The organism is Chryseobacterium sp. PvR013 (assembly GCF_017833095.1).
Lineage (GTDB): Bacteria > Bacteroidota > Bacteroidia > Flavobacteriales > Weeksellaceae > Chryseobacterium > Chryseobacterium culicis_A.
On record NZ_JAFIBT010000001.1, the window covers coordinates 4,205,128 to 4,224,990 of the forward strand.

At 36.2% G+C, this 19,863-nt stretch carries 18 protein-coding genes; 13 read left to right on the top strand and 5 right to left on the bottom strand.

Features of this window, described 5'->3' with window-relative positions; translation table 11 throughout:
* Positions 1-152: 152 nt before the first annotated feature.
* From JOE44_RS19150 to JOE44_RS19170, 5 genes are all read left to right on the top strand, one after another.
* Complete coding sequence (locus tag JOE44_RS19150) at positions 153-374, top strand: hypothetical protein (RefSeq protein ID WP_209786814.1); 222 nt, start codon at positions 153-155, stop codon at positions 372-374.
* Between the two features lies 1 nt (position 375).
* Entirely contained in the window at positions 376-852 is a 477-nt protein-coding gene (locus JOE44_RS19155; protein ID WP_209786815.1) for a hypothetical protein, read from the top strand.
* A 294-nt stretch (positions 853-1,146) separates the two neighbouring features.
* Positions 1,147-4,035: a TonB-dependent receptor gene (locus tag JOE44_RS19160; RefSeq protein ID WP_209786816.1), complete on the top strand. Its 2,889-nt coding sequence runs from the start codon at positions 1,147-1,149 to the stop codon at positions 4,033-4,035.
* A gap of 25 nt (positions 4,036-4,060) precedes the next feature.
* Positions 4,061-5,569: a RagB/SusD family nutrient uptake outer membrane protein gene (locus tag JOE44_RS19165; protein WP_209786817.1), complete on the top strand. Its 1,509-nt coding sequence runs from the start codon at positions 4,061-4,063 to the stop codon at positions 5,567-5,569.
* A 124-nt stretch (positions 5,570-5,693) separates the two neighbouring features.
* The gene (locus tag JOE44_RS19170) at positions 5,694-7,520 is read left to right on the top strand and encodes an alkaline phosphatase (protein WP_209786818.1); all 1,827 of its coding nucleotides are present in this window, start codon (positions 5,694-5,696) and stop codon (positions 7,518-7,520) included.
* 220 nt (positions 7,521-7,740) lie between these two features.
* On the opposite strand, the gene JOE44_RS19175 is transcribed toward JOE44_RS19170, so the two are convergent.
* The 5 genes from JOE44_RS19175 to JOE44_RS19195 all read right to left on the bottom strand — a co-directional run bounded on the left by JOE44_RS19175 (position 7,741) and on the right by JOE44_RS19195 (position 12,923).
* Positions 7,741-8,736, bottom strand: a complete 996-nt coding sequence (locus JOE44_RS19175) for a phosphatidylinositol-specific phospholipase C (RefSeq protein WP_209786819.1) — start codon at positions 8,734-8,736, stop codon at positions 7,741-7,743.
* 228 nt (positions 8,737-8,964) lie between these two features.
* Positions 8,965-9,645, bottom strand: coding sequence for a hypothetical protein (locus JOE44_RS19180; protein WP_245169817.1), 681 nt, complete (start codon positions 9,643-9,645; stop codon positions 8,965-8,967).
* Between the two features lie 247 nt (positions 9,646-9,892).
* The gene (locus JOE44_RS19185; RefSeq protein ID WP_209786821.1) at positions 9,893-11,116 is read right to left on the bottom strand and encodes a 3-phosphoshikimate 1-carboxyvinyltransferase; all 1,224 of its coding nucleotides are present in this window, start codon (positions 11,114-11,116) and stop codon (positions 9,893-9,895) included.
* 71 nt (positions 11,117-11,187) lie between these two features.
* The gene (locus JOE44_RS19190; protein WP_034692883.1) at positions 11,188-11,514 is read right to left on the bottom strand and encodes a nucleotide pyrophosphohydrolase; all 327 of its coding nucleotides are present in this window, start codon (positions 11,512-11,514) and stop codon (positions 11,188-11,190) included.
* The gene (locus tag JOE44_RS19195; RefSeq protein WP_209786822.1) at positions 11,514-12,923 is read right to left on the bottom strand and encodes a hypothetical protein; all 1,410 of its coding nucleotides are present in this window, start codon (positions 12,921-12,923) and stop codon (positions 11,514-11,516) included. Before JOE44_RS19195 ends, JOE44_RS19190 begins: the two co-directional genes overlap by 1 nt.
* Positions 12,924-13,107: 184 nt before the next feature.
* Here JOE44_RS19195 and JOE44_RS19200 point away from each other — a divergent pair, with 184 nt between their 5' ends.
* From JOE44_RS19200 to guaB, 8 genes are all read left to right on the top strand, one after another.
* Positions 13,108-13,359, top strand: coding sequence for a type B 50S ribosomal protein L31 (locus JOE44_RS19200; protein WP_002976190.1), 252 nt, complete (start codon positions 13,108-13,110; stop codon positions 13,357-13,359).
* Positions 13,360-13,462: 103 nt separating this feature from the next.
* On the top strand, positions 13,463-14,623 hold the full coding sequence (locus JOE44_RS19205; RefSeq protein WP_209789256.1) for a GlmU family protein: 1,161 nt from the start codon (positions 13,463-13,465) through the stop codon (positions 14,621-14,623).
* A gap of 100 nt (positions 14,624-14,723) precedes the next feature.
* Positions 14,724-15,233 carry a sigma-70 family RNA polymerase sigma factor gene (locus JOE44_RS19210; RefSeq protein ID WP_209786823.1) on the top strand — a complete coding sequence of 170 codons (510 nt, stop codon included), beginning with the start codon at positions 14,724-14,726 and terminating at the stop codon, positions 15,231-15,233.
* On the top strand, positions 15,208-15,891 hold the full coding sequence (locus JOE44_RS19215; protein WP_209786824.1) for a hypothetical protein: 684 nt from the start codon (positions 15,208-15,210) through the stop codon (positions 15,889-15,891). The genes JOE44_RS19210 and JOE44_RS19215 overlap by 26 nt, the downstream gene beginning before the upstream one ends.
* A complete protein-coding gene (locus JOE44_RS19220) occupies positions 15,866-17,194 on the top strand; it encodes a DUF4252 domain-containing protein (protein ID WP_245169818.1) in 1,329 nt (442 codons plus the stop codon). Before JOE44_RS19215 ends, JOE44_RS19220 begins: the two co-directional genes overlap by 26 nt.
* A gap of 12 nt (positions 17,195-17,206) precedes the next feature.
* Entirely contained in the window at positions 17,207-17,710 is a 504-nt protein-coding gene (locus tag JOE44_RS19225; RefSeq protein WP_209786825.1) for a DUF4252 domain-containing protein, read from the top strand.
* 25 nt (positions 17,711-17,735) lie between these two features.
* On the top strand, positions 17,736-17,909 hold the full coding sequence (locus tag JOE44_RS19230) for a hypothetical protein (protein WP_209786826.1): 174 nt from the start codon (positions 17,736-17,738) through the stop codon (positions 17,907-17,909).
* Between the two features lie 188 nt (positions 17,910-18,097).
* The gene (gene guaB, locus JOE44_RS19235; RefSeq protein ID WP_105681751.1) at positions 18,098-19,558 is read left to right on the top strand and encodes an IMP dehydrogenase; all 1,461 of its coding nucleotides are present in this window, start codon (positions 18,098-18,100) and stop codon (positions 19,556-19,558) included.
* The last annotated feature ends 305 nt before the right edge of the window (positions 19,559-19,863 follow it).

The following is a 19,863-nucleotide window of genomic DNA, read 5'->3' on the forward strand; positions in this document are numbered from 1 at the left end:
AAAAAAGAAAAATGAACTTTGATATGGATAAAGCTTTAAAGTTGGATGTATTCCCTAACTGATTTAAAATATTTAGAAATAATCCATCAATCTTGGAAAAGTTATTATATTTTAACTCCGGTAAAATTTAGTAATTAATTACGTTTAAATTAATGATGAAAAAAGAACTGCTAATATTATTCATACTCAATTTTAGCTTTTATTGTACAGGACAAGAAATTAAAATTCCGGAGAATTTCATTGAACATTCTATTCCAAAAGTAGAATCTCCGGAATGGTTCGTTCTTATTCATTCTAAAGACTGTTATGCTGTCAAAAAAGATAATGGGAGATTGATTGTGGAAAAAACCAGCTATTATAAAAAAAGAGTCTGAATTGGAAATTGAAGATGGAACATTGATTGGAGAAAATAAAGGAGAATTTGGGGGAGCACTATACTTCCAGCCTAAAGAAGATAGAGAAAAAATTGAAATAAAATTTGGAAACATTGTTGATATTTTCAGATTTCAGAATAAGATCTATTTCACAGAAGGCTCAGGTATATGGGGAAGTTTGTATGAATTAAAAAAAGATTCAGCTTTCACTTATAATAAAATCGAATCCTTTGGGGATGCCTTGGAAGCTTTAACGATATTCAATGACAGTATTTATATTGCTTCTTTTCATGGCTTTTATAAAGTAGTGGATCAAAAAGCGACACTCCTTTTCAGGAAACAGTTTTGGGAAGGACTGTATCCAAACTCTGTAGTGGTATTCGATGAGGAGAATATTTTTATGGGAATACGAAGTGGAATTGTTAAGTTGAATCTTGTGAAAAAAACAGTTAACTTTTATACAGAAAAAGAAATATAGTTTGTGTTTTAAGAATTAGATTCTTAAAAATATTTTTCGCTCAAACCGCTGTATGTGGTTTTTTTATTCCTACTATGTAATAAATTTAAGACAAACTTAATATTAATTCATCATTCATCATTGGAAGAATGATTACTTTTAATTACATATATTTCTGATAAACAAGTATTTAATTTTGTCGTGTGGTAGATGGTACCTGAAAAAAGCTAAAATTTCTTAATAAAAACATAAGAAAACCTTAATGATTGGTGGGAGCGTGCTGTTCTAATTTTGCACCTAATCAAAAAGGAGATCATGAATGTATTTAAAATCCCTGTGTCCGTAACTTATTTCACGGGAAGGGTATTACTTATTGGTGCAATATCAGCTTCACCGATGTTCCTCACACAGAAAAAAGACAGCTTAAAAGAAAAATCCATCGACGAGATTGTTGTTGTTGGATACGGAACTCAGAAAAAAAGTAAAGTTTCCGGTGCCGTTTCGGAGGCTTCACTGGATAAGCTAACTTCCAGATCATTATCTGGAGTAGGAGAAGTTCTTCAGGGGAAAGCTCCCGGGGTAACTGTAGTGAACGAAGGTGGAGATCCTAACGGAGCGCCTAAGGTAAATATTCGTGGGCTGGGAGGAATCAATGGAGAAACTCCTCTTTATGTAGTAGATGGAGTAGTTTTCAACGGAACACCATCTATTAATCCAAATGATATTCAGGATATCTCTGTCCTTAAAGATGCTTCTGCAGCTATTTACGGAGCAAGATCTTCAGGAGGGGTTATTCTTATTACCACTAAGAGAGGGAAAAAAGGAAATCTTACGGTAGATTTTGATGTTAAATACGGGGTGAACGAAGCATGGAGACTGAAAGAATCTTTGAATGCAGCTGAATTCCAGGATGTAATGTACAAAGCCTATGAAAATGCAGGTAAACTGGGAAGCCTACCGATAGCTTTTAATCCTAATCAATATCCGGACGGAAGAATAACGAGAACAGACTGGATGAAAGAAATTTTCAGAACAGGAACGATTCAGGAATATAACGTTAATCTGAGTGGAGGAAGTGAAAAATCCAGATATTTTGTGGGAATGAACCACAGAAGCCTGGAAGGAATTTTATTGAATACGCAGGCAAAACGATACAACTTCAGAGTGAATTCTGAACATAAAGTAAAAGACTGGCTGACCATCGGAGAAAATATGTATTATAATTACTCAGACGGAAATACAGCCGATACCAAAAGTGGGTATACAGGTGCTTTAGTGGCTGCCATGTATTATCCACCGAATGTTCCGGTATATACTCCAAGCGGTGCTTTTTCCGGATTACCCATTGATGTGGCAGGAGGATATGGAGATATGATCAACCCGGTTGCTTATCTTCAAAGAATCAGTATCAGGAATCCTACCCATGAGATTTTAATTAATCCTTATGCAGAGATTACTTTAGCAAAAAATTTAAAATTCCGTTCCAATTTTTCACAGACTTTTAAATTGGGTACTGTAAAAAACTTTACCTACAGGGTACTGGAGGTTGGGAAAATTTTTGATACCAACAATCTGGAATATCAGTCCAATAATTCATCTACAGCACTTGCAGAGCAGTTGCTTACCTATAAAATCACTGCAGGACAGCACAATTTTGATTTCCTTGGAGGATTTACTTTCCAGAAAACAATTGATGATGGTTTTGTAGCAAAATCTTATGACTTCCGAAGTGAAGCTGAGGTTTTCCAGCATCTTCAGAATGCTGCAGATACCAATAAAGATGTTTCGAGTTACAGATTCAAGCAATCTTTGGTTTCTTATCTGGCGAGAGTAAACTATGATTATGCAGGAAAGTATATCGTAAGTGTATTGGGAAGACGTGATGGTTCTTCACTCGTAGCAAAACAAAACAGATTTGCTAATTACTATGCGGTTTCCGGTGCTTGGGTAGTTTCGAAAGAAAATTTTATGCAGGATATTTCATGGCTTTCAAGTCTGAAATTGAGAGGAAGTTATGGTATTCTGGGTAACCTTGGAGGGATTTCTCCTCAGGCGGTAAATCCATTAATGACCAGAGATAATAATGTTATTTTTGGACAGGATCCTTCTCAGAATATTGCTTATTATGCTACTACACGTCCGAATCCTGATCTGAAATGGGGAAAATCTGAGCAGACCAACTTCGGAGTAGATGCTTCATTCCTTCATAACAGCCTTTCCTTGCAGTTCGATTACTTCGTAAAGAATTCTAAAGATCAGATCTTCAATGTAAGCTTACCAAGTACGGCAACTTATAATAATCAGTATGTAAATGCAGGATTATTCCAGGATAAAGGGTATGAACTGGGGATTAATTATAATAAGGTAGTTTCTGGTGATTTTACTTTCTCAGTCGGAGCTACTATGAGTCAACTAAAAAATACGGTGAAGCAATTAGCTAATGTAGATGAGATCTTTATCAATGATAATGGAGTAAGAGGCGTTTTGAAACCAACCCGTGTGAAAGTAGGTGATCCTCTCTATTCTTTCTATGGTTACAAGACGGGAGGAATTTTCCAGACCCAGGAAGAAATCAATAATTATAAAGATGCCAACGGTAATCTTATTCAGCCCAATGCAAAACCTGGAGATATTAAATTCCTGAAGAAAGAAGGTAACACAGGAGTGCTTAATAATAATGATTTTGTCAATCTGGGAAGTCCATATCCTAAGTTTTCTTATGGTTTTTCTTATAACATGACATGGAAAAATTTTGATCTTAACTTATTCTTCCAGGGAGTATACGGAAATAAAATATTCAATGGAATGAAGTTCATTTCCTTGAATCCGGGTGGAACAGGGCAGAACTACAATATGGACAGAGATATCCTGAATGCATGGACTCCTCAGAATACCAATACTGATATTCCAAGACTGGTACACGGAGACCCGAGTGGTAATTATTCCAAAGTATCAGATTTCTATGTGGAAGACGGATCTTACTTAAGACTGAAGAACCTTACCATCGGTTATTCATTACCAAAAGAATTGTACAGCAGGCTGGATGTAAACAAAGTAAGAGTTTATGTGACTTCCAATAACCTGTTTACAATAACGAAATATACAGGGTTTGATCCTGAAGTAGGAATGAATTCTTATGGTGTAGATACCGGAAGATATCCTCAGGCACGCTCATTCATCTTTGGAGTGGAGATCGGATTATAATTTTTAACCAACAAAAAGTAAAGAAATGAAATTTTTCAATAAAATATTTTTAATCTCAGGAATATCCGTAATGCTTTTATCGTGTACAGGAGAGCTGGATGTTCAGCCGGAAGGAACTCCTACGGAAGCCAGTTTCTGGAAAACGGAAAACGACCTTATTACCGGAGCAAATGCGATGTATAAACCATTATTTGACGGTGAATTTTATGGAAGAGGGCTTTTCTGGTTTATCAATGCCAGCGATGATATGGTAACCGGGAGAGCGAAAAGTGAGGCTGATAATGCGAAAAACTTCAGCAGCAATTATATCGCAGCAGGTGACCTTGAAACCCAATGGAACAAAAGATTTAATGTGATTGGAGTGGCTAATCGTGTGATCCGTAACGTTGATAATATTCAAACTTCACAAGCTACCAAAAATAAATATCTTGGAGAGGCTTTGTTCATGAGCAGCAGAATGTATTTTGAACTGGCCTATTCTTACGGAAATGAAAAAGCGGGAATTCCTATTATTGACCGCTCAAAAGATCCGGATCCCAACCCAATTCCAAGAGCAGCAAATGTGATGGAAAATTACACCTACATCGTAAATGATCTGAAAAGAGCAGCAGAATTATTACCTACACAGGCTGAACTTCCAGCAAAAGACTACGGAAGACCTCATAAAGCAGCTGCATGGGCGCTTTTGGCAAAAGTATATCTTTTTATGAAAGACTGGAAGAATGCAGAATTCTGGGCTAATGAAGTAATGACGAAAGGAAACAGAGCTTTGTTAGGAAATTTTGCTGATGTTTTCAAAGCAGAAAATAACTACAGCTCAGAATACATCTGGTCTATTCCGGGAACTCCTAAGTTTACTTCCTGGGGAAGTATCCTTCCGGGGGTAATGCTTGAAAACAAAGGTTGGGGAGAATATAACGGATGGGGATATTTCCAACCGACTAAGGAACTTTTTGACGAATACGAAACCGGAGATCTTAGAAGAAGTGCTACCATTCTGAAAATAGGCGACAAGTTTACCTTCAATGGAAAAGAAAGAACATATGCTTCTTCTAATTCCCTTACCGGATATCAGTTTAATAAATATATGGATGCCTTCAAATATCAGTTAAACAGTGGCCATGTAAGTGCCAACGGAGATTATCCATGTACAGACCTTGCCGTTCCGATCATGCGTTATGCTGAGGTAATCCTTATCAAAGCGGAAGCAATGCTGATGCAGGGGAAATCTGCGGATCAGGAAATCAATATGATCAGAGTACGTGCAGGCTTAACTCCGAAAAACGGATGTACCATGGCTGATCTGAAACATGAAAGACGTTGTGAACTGGCAGGTGAATGGGCAGACAGACACAGAGACCTTGTACGTTGGGGAGATGCGCAGGCAGCGTATGCTAAACCTCTGCACGGGATCAATGGACAGGTAGTCTGGGCAGCAAGAAACTTTAATCCAGCTGTACATAATGTTTGGGCAGTTCCGCAGTCTGAAATCGTAAACAGTCATGGAATCATTAAACAAAATGAAGGCTGGTAAAATTTTAATCTTTTATATATAAGCCACTATATCATTGCAGATGCTTCTGTGATGATATAGTTTTTTTTCACAGGTACAGAGATAGATCGCTCCATGGTCTATAAAAAAATAATAAGGATATACGATGAAACTATCAAAAATATGGGCTGTATTAGCCCTGGCTGTTTTTTCTGAAAATCAGGCACAGAATTATTTACATTACAATGTAGGAAATGCACATTCACATAATGACTATATGCAGGAAATCCCTTTTTGGCAGGCTTACTATGCTCAATTTGGATCTATCGAAGCTGATGTTTTTCTGGTAAAGGACAAACTTTGGGTAGCCCATACTGAAAAAGAACTTTCTGCAGACCGAACGCTGGAAAATCTTTATCTCGATCCTATTTCAAAACAGATTAAACTGAACAAAGGGAATATTTATACTGATGCCAATAAAAAGCTTCAGTTGCTGATTGATATTAAGCAGGATTATAAAACATCATTGGCTGCTTTGATTACTACATTAAATAAATATCCTGAGATTACAGGAAATCCGGGAATTAAAATTGTAATTACCGGAGGAAGACCTCAACCGGCAGATTTTAACAACTATCCCAATTATCTTTACTTCGATGGAGATCTTGATAAAAGCTATTCTTCAGATCAACTGAAAAGAATCGGAATGTTCAGTGCAGATCTTCCGGGATTGGTAAAATGGAATGGAAAAGGAATTCCAAGGGATGAAGAAACCCAGAAAATCAAAAGTGCGGTTGAGAAAGCGCATGCTCAACAGAAACCGGTTCGTTTTTACGGTGCTCCGGATTTTCCTAATTCATGGGTAAACCTTATGGATTTAGGGGTGGATTATATCAATACCGATCATATTCCGGATCTTAAAAAATTCATGAATACTATTCCAAAGAACTTTTATAAGAATACAAAGGAATACACTACTTATACTCCGACTTATCAATCAGACGGTGTTGCAAAGAAAGTGAAGAATGTGATCCTTCTTATTCCGGACGGAACTTCTTTGCCACAATATTACGCTGCCTTTACGGCCAACAAAGGAAAACTGAATGTTTTCAACATGAAATCCACAGGGCTGTCCAAAACCAATTCATCCAACGCTTATATTACGGATTCGGCGCCGGGATCTACGGCATTTGCAACAGGAGTAAAAACCAAAAATACATTTGTAGGAGTTGATAATATGGGAAGAGCACTTGCACAGATTCCTGATATTATTGCTGAGAAAGGAATGGTTTCCGGATTAATTTCTACAGGAGATGTTACAGATGCCACTCCCGCAGATTTTTATGCCCACTCGGACAACAGAAACAGTTCAGAGCCTATTTTGAAAGATTTTGCGGTTTCAAAAACAAAAATCCTGATCGGTGGTCCTACAAGTGGATTGTCTCAGGAAAATCTGCAGAAATTCAAAGAAGCAAAAATCGATTTGTATCAGGATCTGAAATCTGTAACTAAAATTAATAATCGTACCCTCATTATTGATCCTTTGGCTTCACAAAGAATAACCAACGGAAGAGGAAACTGGCTTGCCGATGCATTTGATCTTACTTTAAATGATTTAAAGAATAATAAAAACGGATTCTTTATGATGGTGGAAGCTTCACAGACTGACGGAGGTGGTCATAGTAATAACATCGAACAGTTAGTTACAGAATTACTGGATTTTGATCATGTGGTTGGTAAGGCCATGAAATTTGCCGATGAAAATAAAGAAACCTTAGTAATTGTAGTGGGAGATCATGAAACAGGAGGATTGACGCTATTGGACGGCAGTCTGAAGGATGGCTGGGTATTTGGAAATTTCAGTACCAATGATCATACTTCTATTCCGTCAAGTGTTTTTGCTTACGGACCCAATTCCAAAGAATTCACAGGGTTGTTTGAAAATACTGAGATTTTCAATAAAATCATGGCAGCCTACGGAATACAGAAATAACTTTTGATTTTAATACTTTTACTTTTACAAAGAGAGACTGTTTCGTTTTCGAAGCAGTCTTTTTTTTGCGTGTTTAATTTAGAAATCCCACAGATTTCACAGATTAAGCAGATGTTTGTGGATAATCTGTGTTATCTGAGGGAAATAGAAGCAGAGAAAAATTCAAAAAGGCTGCCCCAAAAAGAGAGACAGCCTATGAATATATCTAACAAATAATAAATTAGAAATTGGTCTTAACAATCAATTCAGACAATTCAGCATTCACAAAATCAATTGGCATTACCCCAAATGATCCCTTAGTGTTCGTTTGAAAGAATGTTTTAAGCCTTGGATTGATATTGTTGGATACTGTAGGAATACTAGGGATTCCGAAGATTCCTGGTTTATAACCGCTGGTGAAATTCACGAAAAGTTTACCATTCGTATCATTTTTTGCTTCATTAAGAAGACTTGAAATTCCATTCCACTTATCATCATTGTTGGTTACTTTATAATAATCCTGAACTTTTAGCTGCACTCCGGAATTGTTGATGTCAAAAGTGGTATTGTCTGCCCATGGAGAAGCATTAATCCCTTTAGTTGTTCCCGCAGAGAACCTTCTTAATAATTTGATCTTTCCTCTTACAGAACCTAATGTAGGAATGTTTGCTCCAAGATCCCATTTAGAAGGATTTTTCTGTACATAAGCATCAAAAGTCTGTTCAAAACTTCTGGTGGTATTGGAAGCATCATATTCTTCTTTTACAGACATAATGATTGTTTCAGATGGATGGCTGTTAAGGAAGGCATAACACGCATTCAATACATCATCAAAATTCAGGTTTTGGTAAATTGCTCCGTGATGAATGGCGAAAGAATTGTCAATATGTCTGCAACGGATATCCAGAAAACGGACTCCTGCATTAAGTTGTTCTGCAATGCTGAGGTCTTGGGTTTTAGCCGTACCTGATACCACAGGAGCATCTACACGTGCTCCGGAATCATGAGTTCCGGGAATGGAGATTTTTGAAATTGAAATATTGTCCTGAAGACCAGACATCCAGCTATTCATTTCGATAGGAGCTAAAGAAGTCCTGCCCGCTTTTGCGAAAGAAGCTAAATTGTTTTCATTAGAGTCTCTTTCCAGCATACTGTCGTTTGAACAGGAAAAAAAGATGGATGCAGTAACAAGCCCAAGAGTAATGGCTGTGAAACGCTTCATGTTTTGTTTGAACATAGTTTTTTTATTTTTTAAGGTAGCTTAAAAATAAGAATATATCAAAACATGAGGAGTTAATTTAACTTTAAGAGATGATTAAGTTGATTTAAAGTTTGGAAGCTCGGGGATGGATGATGGAAGAAGAGAAATCGTTAATAGTTAAATAGTAATGGATTTACAATAAAGCGGCTATGATAGATCAACCGTCCAGCAGTAACCTCCAGCACCCAGCTTCATGCTTCCATCCTAAAATACAAAATCCTCCTTTGATCCGGGAATTTTGAATTTGTGGTCTCCGATAAAGAAATCATTCATTTTAATAAGAGTCGGGAATTTATGAGAAAACTCTTTGTGTGAGTTTTCAGGTACTTTGGTATCGTCATCACAGGATGAATATTCTCTGTCAACAATCACTTGGCCTGTAGAAAAATTGATTTCATTCGTAAAACTGAAATCACAGGTGTCTTCAAAATGATCATGAGATCCTATCAGATAAAAATCTCCGTTTTGAAACCGGAAAGTATGTTTGTATTTCTGGGTATGCCTTGAATTGGTAAAAAACAGCTGTTCAATAATAAGACAGTTATTTTTTATATTGATTGTAAGAGTATTGTCAGAAGGATAAAATCCAAATCCGCTTGAAAAAAGGATGACAGAATTTTCTTTCCATACCTTTAGCCCGTTGTTTCCCTTTTTCAGAATATAGAAAACCCTTCTATAGTCATTTGTACCTTCCGCGTTTTGCGTGTCTGATGCTTTTATATTTGTATTAAATATCAGGACTGTTTCCTCTTTTCCATCTTTGTCAAGATCACCTTTGGTTTCAGTAATCTTTGTATATCCTTTCAGAACTGAAAAATCTTTCAGATTCTGAGCATATAAGCTTGTCGCAGATAAAACAACCAAAAAGGAAAAGAAATGTTTCATCATTATTATATTTAATCTGTTTAAACTTTTGTTTTTGAAACATTAAGATTGTAGTAAGGCGTTAAGAGTATTAAGATAAGCTTAAAATCAGAATGATTCATCTTAACTATACTTTATTTCTTAAATCCTTCTTAATGGTTTTAATATAAAGTGAATTTTTTTTCATTTGTCTAAACAACTTCATTGTGAAAATGTGGTAACCCGAAATTAAAATAATTTTCAAATTACCACACTTTACAGTATTAAATTAATGAGTCAGGATACTTTCAAGGTCTTCCCAAAACACCGGATAAGATTTTTCTACAACATCTTCATCCTCTATATTGAGTTCTTTAATCAGGCAGAACGGCGCAAAACTCATTGCCATTCTGTGATCCTGATAGGTTTTAATTGAAATATCGTTTTCCGGTTCTCCGAAACTGATAGATTTAATGGTTAGATCTGTAATTTCTGTTTCAGTACCCAGTTTTTTAAGCTCATTATATAAAGCAAGAAGTCTGTCTGTTTCCTTTACTCTTAATGTTCCTAATCCGGAAATGTCAAAAGGAATTTTTAAAGCAGCGGCTGTTACACAAAGCGTTTGTGCAATATCCGGACAGTTATTCATATCCAGGATAATTTTTTCTGGGAAAGCAAAATCAGGCTGAGGTTCCAGCGTGAGTTGATGTTGATCTTCAGAGAATGTAGTTTTGATTCCGAAGAACTTTTCATAGATATTGGCAATGGCTGAATCTCCCTGTGTTGACGCTTTGTAAAAACTTTTCAGGTGAATCGTTTTTCTTCCCAGCGCACAGATCGAATAGAAGTAAGAAGCCGAACTCCAGTCACTTTCCACTTCATAATGCACTGCAGCAGAATCATTAGGAGTGAAAGGCTCTACTTTAATTGTGTTCCCTTCAAAACTGCTTTGGATACCAAATTTTGTAAGAATGTCAAGAGTCATTTCAATATAAGACCTTGAAGTAACATCTCCTACGAGATTAATCATCAGTCCGTTTTCCAGTTTTCCGGCAACAAGAAGCAGGGAGGTGATAAACTGGCTTGAAATATTGGCAGGAACATTTACTGAAGTCTGGGTAATCTTTCTTCCTTTAATTTTTAAAGGCGGAAATCCTTCATTCTCCATGTATTCAATTTCTACTCCAAGATCCCTCAAAGCACTGACAAGATTCTTGATGGGTCTTTCTTTCATTCTGCCTGAGCCGGTAAGTATTGTTGTTTTACCTTCCTGAATAGAATAATAAGAAGTAAGGAAACGCATTGCCGTTCCCGCATGATGGATGTCTACCGTCTCTGTATCCTCAGATAATGCTTTTTTCAACAATTGCGTATCCTGAGAATTGGATAGATTTCCAATTTTTATATTGCTAAACAGGCTTTCCAGAATCAATAAACGATTCGAAATACTTTTCGAACCGCTGATCTGTACCGTTTTATTTTCTAATAATTTTGATTTTTCTAGCTTCTTCATTATGATCTACATGATATTTAAAAAATGATGAGTTACAAATCCATGGGTAATTCATAACTCATCATTGATAATTATTTCAATTTTTCGTTATTCTGATGCCGGTCTTTATCCCGGTCAGTTTTGATTTTCATTTTTCTGTCGAAAGCATCCTGCAGATTAACTCCGGTTTGATTGGCCAGACACAGCGTTACAAAAAGTACATCTGCCAGTTCTTCACCGAGATCTTTATTTTTATCGCTTTCCTTTTCGCTTTGTTCACCATATCTTCTGGCAATAATTCGGGCTACTTCACCTACCTCTTCTGTCAGCATCGCCATATTGGTCAGCTCATTAAAATATCTTACCCCAATGGTTTTGATCCATTCATCTACCTGCTGTTGCAATTGCGTAATTTCCATTATTGATAAGCTCCTAAAGTGGGATTAGTGGTTCTGGATACACCTACAATATCAGTAGGTACGGTTGCAGCTACAGCTGTATTTCCTTTTCCAATAGCTGGAGAACCGGTTTTTACTCTTAGATTCATTTTAGCCATAAAATAATTGACAAACTGAGGCTCAGCATTCTTTACCGTTTGAATTACATTGGGATTGTTATCAAACGTGAAACCGGCTCCGGTGGCACTGGTATATTTGATTAATGAATTCTGAAGTAAGAATTCAAATTGCTGTCCGGGAGTTTGTTCAAAATGTACAGCATCATCCCTGTCAGAATATACAATACTGTTTTTTATATCAAGCAGCTGCAAAGCTCCCTGTTGGGTCTGTCCGGCATCATTTTTCCATTCATTGGCAGCAAAAATTCCCGCTCTGTCAAAAGAACTCATCGTTTTAGAATAATTGGCAATCGTAGCATGGGTATAGCTATGCTTTCCTCCAAGGAAGATTCCTACACAGGATAAACCACAATTGTTCATCACCAGATTGTTGGCATTCACGGTAGAACCCACTGCATAAATTCCATATTCAAAGAAAGTATGAATAAATGAATTGGTAATTGTAGCGTTGGTTTGCTTCATATCAAGCCCTCTTGTACCTCCGAAAAGCCTGGCATGGTTCATCTTAAGGATAGAATTGGCTTCCATTTTAATAGAATTCCAGTTTTTAGGAATTGTATCATAATAAGGATCGTTTCTGTCACCACGAAGAATAACCTGATCGGTCTGAGTTCCGTTGATATTTAAAACCGCTCCGGAAGAAATCTTCATTCCGCTGTTTTTATGGAAGTATACTTTAGTTCCGGCATTTATATCAAGGGTTATATTAGGATTAACCGTAAGATTTCCGTAGATGATCTTTGCTTTATTATTATTCCACGTGGTAGAATTGGTAATCACATTCGGATTGCCGGGTGTCTGGATAAAAAATTCAGCATCCTGAACCACAGAGAATAATGTTACGTGCTGCTGCCCGCCAGGACTGGTGAAAAGAACTTTGTCTTCTGCAATAGCTTCAGGTCCGGTAGCTTCAGGGGCAATTTCAACAAAAATGTAAAGACTGTCCTTTTTTCTCAAAGGCACATTTTTAAAATCATATCCCGGTTTTCCATCCACATTGATTCTATATAATGATGCAGCTCCTTTTTCAAGATTTACTCTTGGGATCAGGATATCCTTATCTTCATTATTATATACTTTTACAACATAGGTTTCTGAACGTACCTGATGATATACTGTATCGCAGAATACCGTGTCTCTTGAAAAACGAAGTTCCTGTGTTGGGCTGTCAAACGTAATGTCATCCTTATTACATGATACAGCTACAAGTAACATCCAGAAGGAAAAAGCCAGTAATAATTTGAATTTCATTGAAATTAAAGTTTAAGTAAGTTCCAAATTTAACGAAAATACTTTGAATTTCTTATCAATAAAAAAATATTGAATTCAGTATTTGGAATTTAGAAAAAATGTTGTATTTTTGCAACCTAAAATTTAGCAGAGAAATATCCATTACTATTTCGAAAGCAAACTTAATTTTTTTAAAAATAGTATTATGAAAAACGGAATCCACCCAGAAAATTATAGACTTGTTGTTTTCAAAGATATGAGTAACGACGAGGTGTTTCTTTGCAAGTCTACTGCAGAAACAAAAGACACTATCGAGTACGAAGGACAAGAATACCCATTAATCAAAATGGAAATCTCTTCAACTTCTCACCCTTTCTACACTGGTAAAGTAAAACTAGTTGACACTGCAGGTAGAGTTGATAAGTTCATGAACAAATACAAAAAATTCGCTAAGTAATTTTTGTACAATTAAAATATTAAAGTCTTCCAATTTTTGGGAGACTTTTTTTATTGTAAATTTGTTAACCTTGAATTTTAAACCTTAAACTTAAAACTGAATGATGCAATTAGTATTTTCAGACGCACAATATTGGGAAGACTTTCTTCCGCTTACTTTTACACGTCCGGTTGCGACAATGCGATGCGGAATCCTTACATTTTCTGAAAGATGGCAGAAAATCCTCGAAAATACTGAAGTAAGCTACTTCACAGAAATGTATCTTCAGGATAAATTTAAAAGTCCTGAGGAAAAAGAAAGTCTCTTTTTAGTTCCGAATTTCCTTCCAACAGAAACTGTAATTCAACAGATAAAGGATCTTAAGCTAGGGGAAGCTTTAGTGTATGAGGACGAATTAATCGCCGCAAAAATCAATATGAAAGGTTTTTCCCTGAATCAGATTGAAAAAATGACGGATATTAAGGAAGATCTTATTTTCTTTAAAAGACCAAAAGATTTATTTACCTATAATCATCACGCGATTGATTTCGATTTTGATTTGCTTACTAAAGGAAGAACTTCACAGGAATTATCTTCAACCAATGGTTTCCTGGGTGATAAAAAAGACCTGTTTATTGAAGAAGGTGCGGAAATAGAATTCTCAACCCTGAATACAAAAACCGGAAAAATTTATATCGGGAAAAATGCAGAAGTAATGGAAGGCTGCCACCTCCGCGGGCCTATCACGCTTGGAGAAGATTCTAAGTTCAATCTGGGAGCTAAAATTTATGGTGCTACCACTATCGGTCCTCACTGTAAAGTAGGAGGAGAAGTGAACAACATTATCATCTTTGGATATACGAGTAAAGGACATGAAGGTTTCATCGGAAATTCCGTCATAGGAGAATGGTGTAATTTTGGTGCTGATACCAATTCTTCCAATCTTAAAAATAACTACAGCCACGTAAAACTCTGGAACTACCGAACAAAAGCTTTTGAAGATACAGGTTTGCAGTTTGCAGGGCTGATTATGGGAGATCATTCCAAAACAGCAATCAACACTCAGTTGAATACCGGAACTGTGATTGGAGTGGCTTCCAATATTTTCAAACCAGGCTTTCCGCCCAATCTTGTGGAAAATTTTTCATGGGGCGGATTGAAAGATGATGAAAGATTCAGGCTGGATAAAGTATATGAAGTGGCAGAGAGAGCCATGGCAAGGAGAAAAGTTCCTTTGACAGAGGAGGATAAAGCGATTCTGAAACATATTTTTGATACGTATTAATTCGATGATAATAAAAAACTTCAATCTTTTTTGAAGTTTTTTTATTTTTGATGTAATAGATCTGTAACGGCAATTGTCTTACCTATAAGAAACAAAACTCATGACCCAAGAAACTTTCAAGAATACGGTGTTTATTCTCAAAGACGAGATGTATCGTTTTGCGAAGCGGTTTGTCATGAGCAGTGATGAAGCAGAAGATGTAGTACAGGATCTCATGATGAAGTTTTGGCAGAAGAGGGATGAGCTTGAGCAATTCGGGAATTTTAAATCCTATGCGCTGAAATCCGTCCGGAATGAATGCCTGAACCGCCTGAAGCATCATGATGTAAAGATCGGTTTTGCGGATATGCAGCTTCATCGATCGGAGCTTTACAGTATGGAAGTTGATAACCTTAAGGAACATATTGTAGGATTTATCAATCAGCTCCCCGAAAAACAAAAGTTGGTCATCCACTTGAAAGATGTAGAAGAATATGATGTTTCCGAAATTTCTGAAATGCTGGAAATGGAGGAAAATGCAGTAAGGGTAAACCTGATGCGTGCGAGACAAAAAGTAAAAGAACAAATCTCACAACTGATGAGCTATGAACAAAGATCAATTACAAGATAAATACAACGAAGTCTTCCGGGATATTAAGGAAGAAAAAATGGACTGGAGTTTTGAAGACTTTCTTCAGACTGCAGAAGGTGCGGAACCTGAACAGAATACTGCGCCTGTTATTCCGTTGGAAGAAAAGAAAAAGCCCTCCTTTCCTAAATGGTTCTGGATGGCCGCCAGTGTAATGCTGATTTTCGGGGCTGGATTTTTCCTGAATCGGTATAATACCGATGTTCAGGACAGAGAAAAACTGGTAAAAGATGAAATCTTAAAGCAAAAGTCCGGGTTTATTGAAGAAAACAGTGATCATCAGGAACAGGTAGCCGTTAATCATACCGACTCTATTTCCGGTGTGAAAAAAGATTCTGTTTTTCAGGATAATCAGGTAGCAGAAAAAGATGTACTGGATGAGATTCTGCCAAAAAGAGGACGACTTAAAAAAGAAAGAAGACCTAAATATGTAGACAACTCTTCCTACCAGAACAACAGAAATATAAATGATTCTGCTGCAACCTATAATGACTCCTATGTCATTGTGAACGGAAAAAGAATCACCAGTGAAAAAGAAGCGATTGATGTTGCCAAATACTCCTTTATGAAATTAGGAAGTGAGTTTAAAAAAACAGTAGCGTCTTCTCAAAAAAATGAAAATCTTGACAGCGAATATTAAAAATCAGATCAATCCCATGAAAAAAATATTTTTTATAATAGCCATTATGCTAACCAGTTTTGCAAACTATTCTGCACAGACTGAGAAATTGGACAAGCTTTTTCAGGATTTTGAAAAAAATGGAAGAGTAACATCAATCAACATTAAGAAGCCAATGTTCAAACTATTGAATACCATTGATGTTGATGATGCCTATATAGGAAAAATAAAACCTATATTGAATGAAGTAGATGGGCTTAAAATTTTGATAATCCCTAAAATTACCTTTCCGGATCGTTTAAAAGATGAGAATCTTGCCAATATAAAAATGAACGAAGATAAAACGGCAAGAGTAAACAATGCATTGAAATCTTTAAACTTTAATGAGCTGATGTCAATGAGCAGTGATGGCACTTCCATGAAATTCCTTGCTGAAGAAGAAAAAGATAATTATTTGGAAAATCTGGTTTTCAATGTTGATTCCAAAGAAGAAAATATCATTTTTATTCTTAACGGAAAAATGAAACTATCAGATGTTAATAAGATCATTAATTCCGGTGAAACAACAACTTCTTCCGTTACAACTTCTGTAAGAAACAGCCTTACTTCAGACAATACATCTTCTTATCTGAATGGGGACAACAGAAATGTAGGAGAATTCTCAAAAATTGATGCCAGTGTAGGCGTAAACGTTACCTTCAAACAGGAAAATACAAGAAGCGTAAAAGTAATTGCTGATGCAGATAAACTTCAATACGTGATCACGAAAGTGGAAGGCGGGGTGCTGAAAATATATGTTGACAATAAAGGGGTAAGAAACCTGAGATTTAAAAATCTGAATGTCAATGTCTCTGCTCCTAATCTTCATAGCATAAAAACTTCATCAGGAAGTGTCTTCACAGCTGTGAATCCTGTTAATGAGAATAGTATGGAGATCGATGCGGAATCTGGTTCTATTATTAAAGGTGCTTTCAATATAAAACAAGCTGCCGCTGTTACAGTGAGCTCTGGTGCTGTTTTGAATGCTGAACTTAATACAGAAAAACTAGCATTGGATACTTCAAGCGGAGCAAGTGTGAGCTTATCAGGAGAAGCTGTTTCCGCAGTAATTGATATAAGCAGTGGAGCGTCTTGTAAGGCTGATGATCTTAAAATTGCAACTGCGGTGGCAGAATCTACTTCAGGAGCAAGCCTTTCTTTGCTGGTTACTGATAAACTGAAAGTAAGTGTTTCGTCAGGAGCCTCTGTAAAACTAAAAGGAAATCCCGAAGTGGACGCTAAAGTAGATAAAATCTCGGGAGGAAGCTTCAGACAAATCAAATAAAAAAACTAAACTATGAAGGCTCTTAAACCCATTTTTCTCATTGTTTTGACAATAGGATGGCTTCAGTCATGCATTGTTTCAGAAAAACCAAATATAGATTTTTTCCAGAATTCAAAATATGATTTCAAGGGAGCTCAGTTTGCAAGTATTAATGTACCCATGGTTCTGGCTAAATCTTATATTAAGAAGGCCTTGAGAGAAGATGGAGAAAGTGAAGAGACCATTGATCTGGTAAAGAAGGCTTCTAAAATAAAAGTACTTACCGTAACTAACGGAAGTAATGAAATGCTAAACGATTATGCCCAGTTTTTGAATGATAATCATTACGAAGAATGGGCAACCATAAAACATGATGGAGAGCATATTAACATAAGGGTAAAACAAGATGGGGATGCTATCAAAAATATGCTGATCACGGTAGGTTCGGGTAAGAATGAAATGGTCTTTGTAGATGTGAAAGGAAATTTTACCGCGAATGATATTTCAAAAATGATTAATTCTGTTTCTGATAAATAATCATACTATCTCAAACATTCAAAGCATGGAAAAATTAATAAGAGAAGTCCATATCCTTAAAATCTATGCCGTTGTATTTACCATACTGTGTGGCTTTTTTTTCATGCCTTTAAAAAACCAGTCTTCCAAATTATACGTATATAAAAATAATCAGACTCATATTGAGAATCTGCACGAAAATGGAAACCCTTTAAAATAGACCTTTGTGTTCACTATTTAACATATAACCAAAGTAGTTTCATACTTATTCAATTATTTTGTACAGTAACCGTTCTGATAAAGAACGGTTTTTTCGATTTAAGTTATTGATTATTAATTTTTATTTAAACTATTAAAAAGGATTTTCATATCTCACTAAAATAACCTAATTTTGCAAAGAAAGTAAAGATGTCTATTCATAACAAAATTGTAGAGACAGCCATCACTTTCGATGACGTTCTTCTAGTCCCTTCTTATTCAGAAGTTTTACCTAACCAGGTTTCATTAAAATCAAGACTTACCGACAAAATCACGCTGAATGTTCCGATAGTTTCCGCTGCGATGGACACTGTTACTGAAGCTGATCTGGCAATTGCTTTGGCAAGAGTTGGAGGGTTGGGCTTTATCCACAAAAACATGACGATCGCTGAGCAGGCTGCTCAGGTAAATCGTGTAAAACGTTCAGAAAACGGAATGATCTCTGATCCGGTTACCTTATCTAAAGATCATACTTTAGGAGAAGCCAAAGATCTTATGTCAAGATATAAGATTTCAGGTCTTCCGGTAGTAGATGATAATAATGTTCTAATTGGAATTATTACCAACAGAGATGTAAAATATCAGGAAAATCTTGGTATGAAAGTAGAGGAGATTATGACCAAAGATAATCTTATCACTTCAGACAAAGATACCAACCTTGAAAAGGCAAAAGAAATCCTTCTTAAGAACAGAGTTGAAAAACTTCCTATCGTAGATAAAGATAATAAACTTGTAGGCTTAATTACTATTAAGGATATCGACAATCAGTTAGAGTATCCTAATGCTAATAAAGATGAAAATGGCCGTCTTATCGTTGGAGCAGGAGTAGGAGTAGGAGAAGATACATTGACAAGAATTGAGGCTTTGGTACAGGCAGGAGTTGATATCGTAGCCATCGATTCTGCACACGGTCATTCTAAAGGAGTTTTAGATAAAATTTCAGAAATCAGAAAAGCATATCCGGACCTTGATATTGTAGGAGGAAATATCGTAACTGCAGATGCTGCTAAAGATCTTATTGCAGCAGGAGCAAACGTATTAAAAGTAGGTGTAGGACCTGGATCTATCTGTACAACCAGAGTAGTTGCCGGAGTAGGAGTTCCTCAGCTATCTGCTATCTATAACGTGTACGAATATGCAAAATCTCAAAATGTAACCGTAATTGGTGACGGAGGAATTAAACTTTCCGGAGATATCGTTAAAGCAATCGCTAGTGGAGCAGGAGCCGTAATGTTAGGTTCTCTTTTAGCCGGTACAGATGAAGCTCCGGGAGAGGAAATTATCTTCCAGGGAAGAAAATTCAAATCTTACCAGGGAATGGGAAGCCTTTCCGCAATGAAGAGAGGGGGTAAAGAGAGATATTTCCAAAGTGAAGCTAAAAAATTCGTTCCGGAAGGAATTGAAGGAAGAGTTCCACACAAAGGAAAACTGGAAGACGTTATTTTCCAGTTGACAGGAGGTTTGAGAGCTGGTATGGGATATTGTGGGGCAAAAGATATTGAAACACTTCAAAAAGATTCCAAACTGGTAATGATTACAGGAAGCGGATTGAAGGAATCTCACCCGCATGATGTAATTATCACACAAGAAGCTCCAAATTATTCTTTATAGAATGATATGGAATTAAAAATAGAAAAACCGCACAATTCGTGCGGTTTTTTTTATTCTATGATATTGCTTTAATGTTTTGATTGATAGAGTGATAATCTTGTGTTTTTGTTTTGTTGTATTGTTTGTTTTTATGGTTATTTATTTGTGATAATATAAATAAAATAGGTTCTATTTATAATGATGTTAATTTTATTTTCGTTTAAAATGTAACAATAATGGTTTTTTTTCTACTAACTGTAATAAAATTTTAAATTTTGTGAGGATTTTCAGTTATAGTTTTAGCTGATTGAAACATAAGATTGAAA

Coding starts and splice junctions, on each gene's coding strand:
- JOE44_RS19160 (WP_209786816.1), top strand. CDS start 1,147: ATGAATGTATTTAAAATCCCTGTGTCCGTAACTTATTTCACGGGAAGG.
- JOE44_RS19230 (WP_209786826.1), top strand. CDS start 17,736: ATGGAAAAATTAATAAGAGAAGTCCATATCCTTAAAATCTATGCCGTT.
- JOE44_RS19220 (WP_245169818.1), top strand. CDS start 15,866: ATGAAAATCTTGACAGCGAATATTAAAAATCAGATCAATCCCATGAAA.
- JOE44_RS19205 (WP_209789256.1), top strand. CDS start 13,463: ATGCAATTAGTATTTTCAGACGCACAATATTGGGAAGACTTTCTTCCG.
- JOE44_RS19170 (WP_209786818.1), top strand. CDS start 5,694: ATGAAACTATCAAAAATATGGGCTGTATTAGCCCTGGCTGTTTTTTCT.
- JOE44_RS19200 (WP_002976190.1), top strand. CDS start 13,108: ATGAAAAACGGAATCCACCCAGAAAATTATAGACTTGTTGTTTTCAAA.
- JOE44_RS19180 (WP_245169817.1), bottom strand. CDS start 9,645: ATGAAACATTTCTTTTCCTTTTTGGTTGTTTTATCTGCGACAAGCTTA.
- JOE44_RS19210 (WP_209786823.1), top strand. CDS start 14,724: ATGACCCAAGAAACTTTCAAGAATACGGTGTTTATTCTCAAAGACGAG.
- JOE44_RS19225 (WP_209786825.1), top strand. CDS start 17,207: ATGAAGGCTCTTAAACCCATTTTTCTCATTGTTTTGACAATAGGATGG.
- JOE44_RS19165 (WP_209786817.1), top strand. CDS start 4,061: ATGAAATTTTTCAATAAAATATTTTTAATCTCAGGAATATCCGTAATG.
- JOE44_RS19215 (WP_209786824.1), top strand. CDS start 15,208: ATGAACAAAGATCAATTACAAGATAAATACAACGAAGTCTTCCGGGAT.
- JOE44_RS19185 (WP_209786821.1), bottom strand. CDS start 11,116: ATGAAGAAGCTAGAAAAATCAAAATTATTAGAAAATAAAACGGTACAG.
- JOE44_RS19190 (WP_034692883.1), bottom strand. CDS start 11,514: ATGGAAATTACGCAATTGCAACAGCAGGTAGATGAATGGATCAAAACC.
- guaB (WP_105681751.1), top strand. CDS start 18,098: ATGTCTATTCATAACAAAATTGTAGAGACAGCCATCACTTTCGATGAC.
- JOE44_RS19195 (WP_209786822.1), bottom strand. CDS start 12,923: ATGAAATTCAAATTATTACTGGCTTTTTCCTTCTGGATGTTACTTGTA.
- JOE44_RS19150 (WP_209786814.1), top strand. CDS start 153: ATGATGAAAAAAGAACTGCTAATATTATTCATACTCAATTTTAGCTTT.
- JOE44_RS19175 (WP_209786819.1), bottom strand. CDS start 8,736: ATGTTCAAACAAAACATGAAGCGTTTCACAGCCATTACTCTTGGGCTT.